The sequence below is a fragment of the Enterococcus sp. DIV0187 genome, from assembly GCF_051713785.1.
Lineage (GTDB): Bacteria > Bacillota > Bacilli > Lactobacillales > Enterococcaceae > Enterococcus_A > Enterococcus_A avium.
Window position 1 is genome coordinate 3,471,143 of sequence record NZ_JBIOQO010000001.1, and the last position, 12,667, is coordinate 3,483,809.

10 protein-coding genes are annotated in these 12,667 nt (G+C 35.5%); 5 read left to right on the plus strand and 5 right to left on the minus strand.

All coding sequences use genetic code 11. The features are described 5' to 3' along the window. The first annotated feature begins 1,015 nt into the window (after nt 1-1,015). The 5 genes from IGI52_RS17000 (at nt 1,016) to IGI52_RS17020 (ending at nt 8,647) form a co-directional block, all read left to right on the plus strand. Entirely contained in the window at nt 1,016-1,822 is an 807-nt protein-coding gene (locus tag IGI52_RS17000) for a lipopolysaccharide biosynthesis protein (protein WP_438781829.1), read from the plus strand. A gap of 89 nt (nt 1,823-1,911) precedes the next feature. After that, nucleotides 1,912-2,526 carry a hypothetical protein gene (locus tag IGI52_RS17005; RefSeq protein WP_438781831.1) on the plus strand — a complete coding sequence of 205 codons (615 nt, stop codon included), beginning with the start codon at nt 1,912-1,914 and terminating at the stop codon, nt 2,524-2,526. Further along, complete coding sequence (gene wecB, locus IGI52_RS17010; protein ID WP_438781832.1) at nt 2,523-3,635, plus strand: non-hydrolyzing UDP-N-acetylglucosamine 2-epimerase; 1,113 nt, start codon at nt 2,523-2,525, stop codon at nt 3,633-3,635. The genes IGI52_RS17005 and wecB overlap by 4 nt, the downstream gene beginning before the upstream one ends. A 141-nt stretch (nt 3,636-3,776) precedes the next feature. Then, nucleotides 3,777-4,256 carry a DUF4352 domain-containing protein gene (locus IGI52_RS17015; RefSeq protein ID WP_438781834.1) on the plus strand — a complete coding sequence of 160 codons (480 nt, stop codon included), beginning with the start codon at nt 3,777-3,779 and terminating at the stop codon, nt 4,254-4,256. A gap of 98 nt (nt 4,257-4,354) precedes the next feature. Next, nucleotides 4,355-8,647 carry a BspA family leucine-rich repeat surface protein gene (locus tag IGI52_RS17020; RefSeq protein WP_438781835.1) on the plus strand — a complete coding sequence of 1,431 codons (4,293 nt, stop codon included), beginning with the start codon at nt 4,355-4,357 and terminating at the stop codon, nt 8,645-8,647. A 385-nt stretch (nt 8,648-9,032) separates the two neighbouring features. On the opposite strand, the gene tnpC is transcribed toward IGI52_RS17020, so the two are convergent. The 5 genes from tnpC to IGI52_RS17045 form a co-directional block, all read right to left on the minus strand. Beyond that, nucleotides 9,033-10,595: an IS66 family transposase gene (gene tnpC / locus IGI52_RS17025; RefSeq protein WP_438782258.1), complete on the minus strand. Its 1,563-nt coding sequence runs from the start codon at nt 10,593-10,595 to the stop codon at nt 9,033-9,035. A gap of 148 nt (nt 10,596-10,743) precedes the next feature. Then, nucleotides 10,744-11,097: an IS66 family insertion sequence element accessory protein TnpB gene (gene tnpB / locus IGI52_RS17030; protein WP_438781823.1), complete on the minus strand. Its 354-nt coding sequence runs from the start codon at nt 11,095-11,097 to the stop codon at nt 10,744-10,746. 1 nt (nt 11,098) lies between these two features. Next, a complete protein-coding gene (locus IGI52_RS17035) occupies nt 11,099-11,284 on the minus strand; it encodes a hypothetical protein (protein ID WP_438781825.1) in 186 nt (61 codons plus the stop codon). A gap of 54 nt (nt 11,285-11,338) precedes the next feature. After that, nucleotides 11,339-11,827 carry an IS66 family insertion sequence element accessory protein TnpB gene (gene tnpB / locus IGI52_RS17040; protein ID WP_438781836.1) on the minus strand — a complete coding sequence of 163 codons (489 nt, stop codon included), beginning with the start codon at nt 11,825-11,827 and terminating at the stop codon, nt 11,339-11,341. Nucleotides 11,828-12,084: 257 nt separating this feature from the next. After that, nucleotides 12,085-12,258, minus strand: a complete 174-nt coding sequence (locus IGI52_RS17045) for a hypothetical protein (protein ID WP_438782275.1) — start codon at nt 12,256-12,258, stop codon at nt 12,085-12,087. Nucleotides 12,259-12,667: the final 409 nt, after the last annotated feature.

Genomic DNA, 12,667 nt, shown 5'->3' on the forward strand with positions numbered 1-12,667 from the left:
TCAATCGCGACTGTCTTTTTAATTAGCATCTAAGAATTATTTAGTTGAAGTTTAGATAAGCCAGCAGATTAACTGGAATAAGTGGAAGTTAGCGAACAGATATTTCCCTAACGACAATTGATTATAAACTAGAACTAACCAATTTTGTCTTTGAAACATTGGGATTACTATTAGAAGTTAGTGTTAAAGCAGCAGAAAATTGTAAGAAATAAAAGTAGCGAAGAGGCGCACACATGTCTCTTCGCTACTTTTTTATTTTTTTGACCATACGAGTTGAATTTGCGGAAAAAATATGGAAAAACTTCTCTATACTTACTTCTTGTGAGTCAAATAAACAACGAAATTGATTTACTTAATCAAAGGAGGTTTAGCGATGGAGATGCAGATTATATACGAATAATAACAGGTTCATCATTTTTGTTACTAAGAAAAAGCGATACCGGAAAAGGAATAAAGCCAATCTCTTATTTCTCCTGAATTTGTGCCGGAAATGTCTAACGATAAATAAAAAGTCAATTTAACTATTCAATTGACGCTGGTCAAATGTTTAATAATGGGAAAGGCCAGTTAAAAAGTTACGTTTTATGTCGGAATATTTTGCAACAAAGAAAAGCCTTTAAATAGGGCTTTCTAGCTTTCATTCATCACCGATGCGGCGTATGTTCGTTTACTAATATCAATACCAAGATAGAACATAAGAACACCTTCTTAATAATAGTTGGATTGATTACCACTTAAATGAAAAGAGTCACTACTTTGTTTTGGATAGATGATCAGGCGGAGAGCCTACAACATCTAACTCATTAGCAAAGGGCTTAGTAGAAAGAGGGATCAATCTTTCGAGTAAGAGTTTTAGAAACTCGAGGAGGAGATGAACCACTCTCTCAATCCATTAAGTAAGGAATGAGGAAATGCCAATAGAAAGATACAAAGGTTTCTAGGGTTCTCTTTTGATAATCGGAAAATTAAAACCCTAAATATAATAATATACAAGGCGGTAAGCGATTAGGTTATTATGCAAAAAAAGAGCGGGATAGTTTTATCCTATTTAAATATCTTATTAAAAAATTTATCAGCTTTTCTATATACACCGTTTTTAATTCGTATGCTTGGTCAAATTGATTATGGATTGTATCAAATGACGACCTCTTTTATAACTACACTCTTTGTTCTTCATTTAGGTTTTTCTACAGCCTATATCAAGTTCTATGCAGAAGATTTTAGAGATCGAGACAAATTAAAGCAATTAAATGGTATGTATTTATTGATCTTTTTATTCCTTACCTTCCTTTCTTTCGGTATTGGAATATTCATATTCCGTCATGTAGATAACATATTGGGTAAATCGTTTACTTCAAACGAGTTAGTAACTGTCAAACAATTGATTAAATTATTGATTATTAATGTAGGACTAACGTTTCCATCAGTTTATTTTGATTGCTATATTTTAGCAAATGAACAATTCAAAACTCAAAAACTACAAGATGTTTTGATTACGTTGCTTGTTCCAATACTTACACTTCCTTTTCTATTATTAAAATTTAAAGTAGTTATGGTTGTGTGCATCCAAGTTTTTATTACGTTTGTTTTTTTGTTAGCCAAATGTAAAGTTGCTTGTATTGATTTAAAAATGCGGTTTAGTTTTAAAAACTTGAAAACAAAAAAATTTAAATTAGTATTCTTGTTTTCAGGATTTATATTTATTAATCAATTTGTTGACGTAATCAATTGGAATTTACCTAATTTTGTTTTAGGAATTACTTCAGGAGCAAAAGAAGTATCGATTTATGGTGTTGCTAACCAAATTAAGAATATATTTTAACGATTTCTACAGCAATTTCAAGTGTTTATATTCCACAAGTATATAAATTAAGAAATGAACATAATAAAATTGAAAAATTGAGTAAATTGATGGAGCAAATTGGAGAGATCCAATTTCTGATTGTAGGTTATTTGTTTGGTGGATTCATCATTTTAGGAACTTACTTCATTCAATTATGGGTGGGAAGTTCTTATGAACAATCTTATCTTGTGTCTATTTTATTGATTATTCCATTAATAATTCCTGCCATTCAAAGCATAGGCATGGAAATTATTCGCTTATTTAATAAGCATATGATTGTTTCATTAGTTGCATTAAGTTTTTCTTTTTTAAATATTCTGCTTACGTTTTTCTTAGCATTAAAATTTGGAATCGTGGGCTCTGTTTTAGGAACGTTAATCACAATGCTAATTGTAAATGGGATATTTATGAATGTTTATTATTATAAAATAATAAAATTAAACATGAGATCATTCTGGCAGAAAATGATCAAAATTACTTTAGTAGTCTTTACGACAACAATAATAGGTGAATTGTTTAAACTTTTATGTCCAATTGATAATGTCAAAATATTTATTCTATTTGGTATCGGCTATACAGTAATCTATTCGTTCTTTGTTTTCTTTTTCATATTAACTGATTATGATCGAAAAAGAATTTGGATGACTCTTTTAAGTAAATCAAAGAGGAGAGAAAAATCATGAAACCAATAAAACTTTTTATTGTTTTTGGAACAAGACCTGAAGCAATAAAGATGGCCCCCTTAGTTATTGAGGCGCAAAAAGACAGTAGGTTTGAAGTGAAGACAATTGTGACTGGTCAACACAGAGAAATGTTGGACAGTATTTTAAATTCTTTTCACATTATTCCTGATTATAATCTAAATATTATGTCTATTAATCAAACTTTAAGTACTATTACAAATAAAATTTTAAGTAAATTGGATAGTATTTTTTCTGAAGAAAAACCAGATATTCTTCTTGTTCACGGAGACACATCTACTACGTTTGCAGCTTCACTAGCGGCATTTTACCATCAAATAAAAATTGGACATGTAGAAGCTGGCTTACGTACTTGGGATAAATATTCTCCATTTCCAGAGGAGATGAATAGGCAATTGACCGATGTTCTTGCCGATATGTATTTTGCTCCTACAACTAAAAATAGAGAAAATTTACTTAAAGAAAATCACGATGAGAAAAAAATTTGTGTAACAGGAAATACAGCAATTGATGCTTTAAAATACACTATTTGTTCTAATTATGAACATCCTATTTTAACAAATAGTAATGGAAAAAAAATTATTTTGTTAACTGTTCACCGTCGAGAAAATTTAGGTGTTCCAATGATTAATATATTTAGAGCGGTCAACCAATTATTGAAAGAGAATGAAGATATAATTATCATATTTCCCATTCATAAGAACCCTAAAATACGAAAATTAGCAAGTGAACATTTAATTAGATCGGATCGTTTGAAGAAAATAGAACCTTTAGATGTAGTGGATTTTCATAATATTGCTAGTCGGAGTTTTTTAATTTTAACAGATTCTGGAGGAGTTCAAGAAGAAGCCGCTTTTATGAAAAAACCAGTGTTAGTTTTGAGAACTGAAACTGAGCGACCAGAAGGGGTTATGGCAGGAAATCTGCATTTAGTAGGAACCAAAACGAATAATATCGTTAATATGGTGACACATTTTTTAATGGATGAAAATTTTTATAATAAATCGATAAATAATAAAAATCCATATGGAGATGGAAATGCCAGTAAACGAATTTTAGAGGCAATTTTATATGATAAAGACAATTCATAGATCAGCTAACAGAATTTTTTGTTTTAAATGCATAATAAAAGTTGAATAAGTGTAGCCATTGAATATGTATATAAAAAAATAGAGAATAATTTTTGATTGATATTTTCACAAATAGTAAAAAAGTTAGGAGAAAAATAGAGGATGAATAAAAAATTAGTTAGTCACATTTTATTAGGAGTAAGTTTGTTTTCTTTAGCAGGATGTCACACAGCTAATACTGCAACAGAAGCGACAAAAGAAGACCATAAAGTTGCAGTAGAAAATAAAAAAGTAAAAGAAAATAAGGAGGCTCAATACGTTAAAGGATTAGAGATAACACTTAATAAGGTGTCAGTTGCTAAAAAGGGTGGTGACAACAAGCATAAAATTATTTCAGTAAAATTAACAGCTAAAAATACAACAAATACAGAAGTTGGTTTCGGTTCAAATGATTTTATCGTGAAAGTCAATGATAAAAAAATTTCACCCTATTCAAAAGGAACCAACTTTGGTCAGATGATTGAGAAAGAAAAAAGTTTGACTGGAACAGCAACATTTGAACTTCCTACAGAAACTAAAAAGATTACCTTATTTTATGATGCAGGTGAAGCAGGAACAGCAAGTTGGGAAATTTCTGTTTAGATTCAAATGTTTAGAACGGAAGAGGATTTATTTTAGAAAAAAGTAAGAAAACGTACCTTATTTTCTTATTATAGTAGTGAAAAACAAGGAGGAAAAAAATGAAATACAAAAAAATTATTTCTAGACTGATGTTTTCAGCAATGACCTTAAATATACTACAACAAGGTGTTACTGTTTATGCGGAAGAACAAGTACAGCAGGCACCTGCGACTACTGTAAGTGGTGAAGATGCAAAAAAAGAGCTCAAACAGCCCAGTGATTCTGTTCTTGATTCGATAGATGGGTCTACTGTTTCTAGTGAAAATGTAGAATCCGCAGTGGAACAGTCTGACGAAAATGATAATGACAATTCGTCATCTGAAGAATCAACTTCGTCGAGCACTAGAAATGAACAGGCCGCAGAAACTCAAAATAAACCAAAAGTAGCTCAACCTCAAGATGATGGTACCGATGTAACTGAAGGTGATTGGACCGGCCAGTGGGATGAACAGCTAGGAAGATATAAGCTTACGAACTATACTGGAGATAAAACAAATGTTCAAGTACCGACTACTTTCAAAAATAAACCCGTAGCCATTTCTTTAGTGGAAATGTCAGATACCTTGAACTTAAAAGGTTTAACGAGTTTTTCAGCAATTGGAACGAACAAAGAGATCAAAGTGTTAGATACGGATTGGACTTCTCTTTTCGACGGTAGTACAGCAACAACCATTGATATGCGGGGATTTGATACATCGAATGTTACCAATATGTTTGCTGTGTTCGCAAATTGTAAAGCTTTAACAAATGTAGATGTAAGCAATTTTGATACGTCGAATGTTAATACTATGCGGACTATGTTCTATGGATGTAATGCTTTAACAAATGTAGATGTAAGTAATTGGGATACGTCGAATGTCACCGATATGCAGTATATGTTCTATAGATGTTATGCTTTCACAAATGTAGATGTAAGTAATTGGGATACATCAAATGTTACCAATATGGATACTATGTTCTATTACTGTAATGCTTTAACAAATGTAGATGTAAGTAATTGGGATACGTCGAATGTCACCAATATGTCTTGGATGTTCGGTGAATGTAATGCTTTAACAAATGTAGATGTAAGTAATTGGGATACGTCGAATGTCACCGATATGCAGTATATGTTCTATAAATGTAATGCTTTAACAAATGTAGATGTAAGTAATTGGGATACGTCGAATGTCACCGATATGCAGTATATGTTCTATAAATGTAATGCTTTAACAAATGTAGATGTAAGTAATTGGGATACATCAAATGTTACCAATATGGATACTATGTTCTATTACTGTAATGCTTTAACAAATGTAGATGTAAGTAATTTTGATACGTCGAATGTCACCAGTATGAGGTGGATGTTCGGTTACTGTAAAGCTTTAACAAATGTAGATGTAAGTAATTGGGATACGTCGAATGTCACCTATATGCAGTATATGTTCTATAGCTGTAAAGCTTTAACAAATGTAGATGTAAGTAATTTTGATACGTCGAATGTCACCGATATGACGAGTATGTTCGAGGAGAGTGGAGGCATTACAAACTTAGACTTAAGTGGTTGGGATGTGTCAAATGTCACAACATTTAGACGCATGTTTGTTAATGATCGAAAACTGACTACCTTAAATATAAGTGGATGGAAGACGTCAAGTTTGACTGATACATACATTATGTTTGCTCGATGCGAAAGTCTAACAAGCTTAGATTTATCTGGGTGGGATACCTCTAATTTGACCACTTTAAGAGGTATGTTTGAAAATTGTAGTAATTTAAACGTTCTAAAATTAAATGGCTGGGATGTATCAAAAATAACTGATATGGACAAAGCATTTCAAGGCTGTGAGAACTTGACAGAACTAAATCTTGAGGGTTGGGATGTATCCAATGCGAGTGTCATTAATGTGTTCGATGGTTGTGATAAATTAACCAAGTTGAATTTAAAAAATTGGAAATTACCACTTTCTTTGGCTGGGATGTTTACGAATTTTAAAGGGTTAAAATTCGTTGACCTATCTGGGTGGGATCTATCAAAAACAGTAGATCTTTCGAAGATGTTTGATGGATGTGATATTGATACGCTTGATTTGAGTAGTTGGAATGTTTCAAATGTAACGAATATGAGCGGCATGTTCAATAATTGTAGTAGTTTGACTACATTAAAATTAAACGGCTGGGACGCATCCTATGTAACGAACATGGATGCTATGTTCGCAAATTGTGATAACTTGACAAATTTAGATATAAGCAACTGGAAATTACCTAGTTCGTTAGCCGGAATGTTCAGAAACTATACTGGGAAAACAACTCTAGATTTAAGTACCTGGGATGTCTCAAATGTAACGAATATGAGCTTTCTGTTTGATGGTTGTAAAAACTTGACCGAGGTAAATGTCAAAGATTGGGACGTATCCAATGTGACCAGTATGGAAGGTATGTTTCGGGACTGTTCAAGTCTAACCACTTTAGACGTAAGCCAGTGGGATACATCCAGAGTCGCGAATATGCGTGGACTATTTATAAGGTGTTCAAAAATATCTACTTTAGATGTAAGTAAGTGGGACACATCAAGAGTGACGGATATGTATGGACTGTTTAGTGGTGATCCACAAGTATCTACTTTAGATGTAAGCAATTGGAATACGTCTAAAGTGACGAATATGGAGTATCTGTTCCAGAATTGTTCAAGTCTAACGAATCTGGATTTAAGCAATTTTGATACGTCCAAAGTGACTACTATGAGAGACATATTTAACGGCTTAAAAAATTGTCTTATCTATGGAGAGAAAGTAAACTTTACCAAATTTGGAAATATTAATTTAGATGCAAGTAATTTATGGCCGGATGAGATTTCTAAACAAGTGAATGCTTTGTTTAGAAGTGCCGAACATACCAGTTTGAATGCTGGTGTGACACAAACGACCATTGACACTACAAAATCAAGTGTTGAAGCTTTACCAGATACGGAAACGAACAAGCAAACATTAGTAGATTTAGTGACACAAGCACAAACTTTATTGGATCAAAAAGCTGGGAACGATGAAATTACGAAAGTGGATTCCTATGTTGTAGGTACAGATGAAGTGGTAAAAGGAACTTATACGGCGGATAAAGCAGCTTACATTGGTGTAGAGATCAATGGAGCCAAACAAGCCATTGTTTCTTTGGAAGGATTAACATCTGGTGAATTCCGATATTACATTGGGAAAAAAATAAAAACGACAGATAAAGTTTATGTTGTTCTTTATGATGAGAACAAGAATGAAATTACTTGTCAGTCTGTAACAATTGAAAAGGCTGGAACCGATGAGATTACGAAAGTAAACGCTTATGCACCAGGGCCAAATGGCATGGTAACAGGAACAATAAAATACAATAGTGCAGCCTTAGTTGGATTGGAAGTGAATGGACAATCCAAAGGGATTGTCCCGTGTGATACGCTGAAAAATGGCACCTTCCAGTATTATCCAGGGAATAATGGATTAAGTGCAAACGATAAAGTAGAAGTCGTGTTATATACAGCCAATTATAGTGAAATTACACGAGCAACCGTACCGATTAAGCAAGCGGAAGATCTAATAACCAATGTGACGCCTTATATTGCAGGACCGAATGGTATGGTAACAGGAACTGTGTCTTATGATCAAGCAGCATTGATTGATTTGGAAGTAAATGGGCAATCTTTAGGTATGATGGCGAGTGATACATTGAAAAATGGGACGTTCCAATATTATCCAGGAAATAATGGATTGAGCACAACCGATAAGGTCGAAGTGGTCTTGTATACTGTTGGAGGTGTAGAAATTACGCGGAAAGTAGTGCCAGTTCAAACAGCTCGAGATAAAATCGTCAGAGTGAATCCATTTGTTTTGGGAATTGATGAAAAGGTGACAGGAACGTTCATTTATAATAGTGCAGCCCTAGTTGGATTAGAAGTAAATGGGCAATCCAAAGGAATTGTGCCATGTGATACATTGAAAAAAGGCACTTTCCAATACTATGCTGGAAAAGGGTTGAAACCAACGGATAAAGTGGAAGTGGTCTTGTATACTGCAGGGTATACAGAAATTACTCGCCAAGCCGTATCTTTTAAAAAGGCAGCGAAGGATGAAATCACTCACGTCAATCCGTATATCGAAGGAACAGATGAAAAGATAACAGGAACCTTGAACTACGACAAAGCCGCATTAATCGGTGTCGAAGTGGATGGTAAGATGGAAGTAATCGTTCCTAGTGAAGAATTAAAAAATGGCACCTTCCAGTATTATATTGGAACGGGGTTAAAAACGACGAGCAAAGTTTATGTTGTTCTTTATTCTCCAACTTATGTAGAGATTACTCGGGCAGCTGTTCCAATTAATACAAAATAAAAGTTTTGACTATGTCTCATCAATATGAATTGGCGGCATATTAAGTGTGCCACTAATTGTGAATGAAGAAATTAGTAGCAACTATAATTGACTCTTCGTCAATGAGTGTTGGTGAAGAAATTCAATAGAATAATCGAGAGACTCCCACGGCTAGATAGCTATCTTGTCTAGCCGTGTTGTTGTTCTGACTGTAAACGTAATATAGTAAAGTGTATTGTAAGCGTCATATACTAAAGGTAAAGTAAATGCCTAAACACTCGGTACCTACAAAGTGTTTTCACCTCTGCCTATACTTGAGCTATCAAGTGTAATGGAGGTGGTTCGTAAATGCCTAATCATCAAGTACCTACACACCAAATAACCTAAGCCCTATAATGGACTTAAGTTATTTGGTTGTTTTTGCGTACTGTTTGGCGCACGTTGCTTGTGCGAGAGGCTGCCAAGGCAAAAGCTCATCCAACGCTTCATTAGAAACATGCGCTAGATTAGGAATGCGATCAAATAGAAATTCCAAATACTTCACTGGATTCAATCCATTTACTTCAGCTGTTCGATACACGCTTAGGATGATTCCCGAAGTTCGAGCACCTTCCAAACTGCACGAATGCATAGAATTCTTGCGACCGATTACCAGCTCTTTTATCTGGCGCTCCGCTAAGTTATTACTAAGTTCCAAGCGTCCATCCTCAAAAATCCGCTCAAATCCTCCACGCAACTTTAGCGCATATTTGACCGCTGTATCTAGTTTGGATTTCGGAACTGCTGTAAAGGAGCCCAGCCATTCATAGAAATTGATGAATAGAGGGGTTAAATAATCCTGGCGTTTTTTCAGCCGATCTTCAGCGGATAAGTCGACCCACTCTCGTTCCAATCGGAACCAGATATCGATCATTTTTACAGCGATCCAAGCAGGCGTTTCCTCGTTTTTATTGTTCTTTGGAAGTGCTTCAAAAAACTTCCGACGTGCATGAGCCAAACAATAAACGAGTGTGACGTTTTCCACCGCGTGATAGCCTGCGTAGCCATCACAATGCAGATACCCGTTGAAATCTGCCAGAAATTGCTTTGGTACTTCGCCAGCTCGCGATTGGGCGTGATGGTAATACACGATTGGATGTACGCTATGCTTTCCTGTGCTGAATAGCCAGTAATGCGTGTCTTTCTTGCCCTTCTCAATGACCCGGTACGTGGTTTCATCGGCGTGAAGAATTTCTTCTTGGGTTAAATGACTCTTTAATCGTTGGGCTACACTGTCTAAGGCGTTATGACAAACTTTGATATGCCAGTTGGTGATGTTATCTCGGGAAATATCCAGACCCAATGTTTCTTGCCAATAACTTTCCTGCCGATTGGCAGGTACTTTTTGACCAAACTTCAATCGGATGGTCTCGGCAATCACGCTGTTTGATCCTAAACTATTGGAAACGACAGGTCTTGGAACAGGGGCTTTTTTATAGGAAGAAACATCTGCCTTTTCGCATTCTTTGCAACAATACGTATGTTGGTAATGAACGAGCCGATCTAACATGGCTTGATGGAAAAGCACCTCTTCGCGAATCTTGGTTGTGCCAATGTCGGTCATTTGAGTGCCGCATTGGTTACAGATTCGTTGCTCATTTGACAATTCATGGTGTCTTTCTTTTAAGGGAAGATGGGCGATCTTCGCTGCTTTTTGACCGATTTTTCTTTTGTGTCCTTTTACTGTTATTTCTTGTCCTTCTTCTATTTTGGGAACGGTCTTACTATCTTCAACCTCATCAGAAAATAGGTTTAATTGACCAGTCACTTGTGAATCCAGTGTTTCTTTGGAACGACCAAAAAAACGATCCGTAAAATAGCTCAATTTCTCATTGAGAAGATGAACCTCTTGGTTCAATGCTTGATTCGCACGCTGAAGTTCTTTAATCGTTTCTGTCTGAGATTCAAGGAGTTGAAGTAGGATATTCACATCTACTTCGACGTTATTGTTAGAAGAAGAATTTGTTTGTAAGGACAAGAAATTCACCACCGTTTTATTATTACTACTGTTATTATTATACCATTTAAGCGCATCAAAAAACAGAGAAAACCGCATAAAATCAACGATTTCACTCTGTTTAAAAGAATCCTTTTGTCCCAGCCTTGATTGCTTTGGGTTGGTGAATGCTTAATCCCTCAAGTAGCCAGTGAATCTGTTGTACAGACAGTTGGCGAACCTCTTCCTTTTTTCTCGGCCATTGAAGTCGACCGTTTTCAATTCGTTTGTATCCCAGAAAAAAGCCATCGTTATGCCAGTAGAGTAATTTAAATCGATCACAGCGATTGCCGCAAAAAAGAAAGAGGGCATCTTCATAAACATCCAGCGCATAGTCTTGTTGGATAATCCTGGCAAGTCCGTCAATTCCTTTGCGAAGATCTGTCTTACCGGTTACGAGAAAGATTTTTTCTACTTTGGTAAAATCGAGAAACAACTTATCTCAACTCCTTAAGGATTGCCGAGAGGATATAGCTGTTTACGCCATTATAGATCAAGACTTCAGAACCATCCTTCTGACGGATACGCAGGGCAATTTTTGCGGGACTGTTTTTTTTCTGATCACGAGCCGTTCTCGATTGATCGTGAAGTTGAATAGGAACGATATCATTTGTGTTTTTCAAAGAACCACCTCCGTTTCACTTGATAGCTCAAGTATAGATGAAGGTGGAAATACTTTATAGGTACCGAGTTATTAGGCATTTACCAATAAACGAGTGTGACGTTTTCCACCGTGTGATAGCCTGCGTAGCCATCACAATGCAGATACCCGTTGAAATCTGCCAGAAATTGCTTTGGTACTTCGCCAGCTCGCGATTGGGCGTGATGGTAATACACGATTGGATGTGCGCTATGCTTTCCTGTGCTGAATAGCCAGTAAAGTGAATCTGTTGTACAGACAGTTGGCGAACCTCTTCCTTTTTTCTCGGCCATTGGAGTCGACCGTTTTCAATTCGTTTGTATCTCAGGAAAAAGCCATCGTTATGCCAGTAGAGTAATTTAAATCGATCACAGCGATTGCCGCAAAAAAGAAAGATGGCATCTTCGTAAACATCCAGCTCATAGTCTTGTTGGATAATCCTGGCAAGTCCGTCAATTCCTTTGCGAAGATCTGTCTTACCGGTTACGAGAAAGATTTTTTCTACTTTAGTAAAATCGAGAAACAACTTATCTCAACTCCTTAAGGATTGCCGAGAGGATATAGCTGTTTACGCCATATAGATCAAGACTTCAGAACCATCCTTCTGACGGATACGCAGGGTCAATTTTACGGTACTATTCTTTTTTCTGATCACGAGCTGCTCTAGATTGATTGTGAATTTGGATAGGAACGATGTCATTTGTGGCTTTCAAAGAACCACCTCCGTTTCTCCTGATAGCTCAAGTATACGTGTAGGTGGTTTTAAGTTGTAGGTACAAATGATTAGGCACTTACGGTAAGCGTCATATTGGTTGACTCCGCAACGGCGTTATCATACAGACAGCCCTGCTTAATCAACGAACGAGTGAGCCCAAACCCATTCAAAATTTCATGGATGGGTTGTTTATCAAATTCAGAAAAATGTAAGATATAAAGGTAGTGAGGAGGAGCGTACATACACGCCTCCTCACTACCTTTTTTCACAAAATAACACTTTTTATTTTTTTGACCACGCGAGTTAATTCTACGAAAAAAATGTGGATTAACTTCTCTATACTTAACTCCTGTAAGGCAAGGAAACAATAAAATTGATTTACTTAATCAAAGGAGGGTGAGCAATAAGTATGTAGATTAAACATAATCAAGAACAGATTCATCATTTTTATTACTACGAAAGCGATATTGGTAAAGAAAGATAGCTTTTAATTCTTCAGAGTTGTACCAGAAATGCCCAGCGATAAATTACTATTTTTTGTACACTCTATTTCTTTAAAACAAGATCCACTCAACTATTTTTGAGAACGTCTCATTATTATGGTCTTTTGTCAAATGATAGTTATGTGTTATTTAATAAAGAACAACCGTG

Coding starts and splice junctions, on each gene's coding strand:
- IGI52_RS17005 (WP_438781831.1), top strand. CDS start 1,912: ATGGAGCAAATTGGAGAGATCCAATTTCTGATTGTAGGTTATTTGTTT.
- IGI52_RS17020 (WP_438781835.1), top strand. CDS start 4,355: ATGAAATACAAAAAAATTATTTCTAGACTGATGTTTTCAGCAATGACC.
- IGI52_RS17045 (WP_438782275.1), bottom strand. CDS start 12,258: ATGTACGCTCCTCCTCACTACCTTTATATCTTACATTTTTCTGAATTT.
- IGI52_RS17000 (WP_438781829.1), top strand. CDS start 1,016: ATGCAAAAAAAGAGCGGGATAGTTTTATCCTATTTAAATATCTTATTA.
- wecB (WP_438781832.1), top strand. CDS start 2,523: ATGAAACCAATAAAACTTTTTATTGTTTTTGGAACAAGACCTGAAGCA.
- IGI52_RS17015 (WP_438781834.1), top strand. CDS start 3,777: ATGAATAAAAAATTAGTTAGTCACATTTTATTAGGAGTAAGTTTGTTT.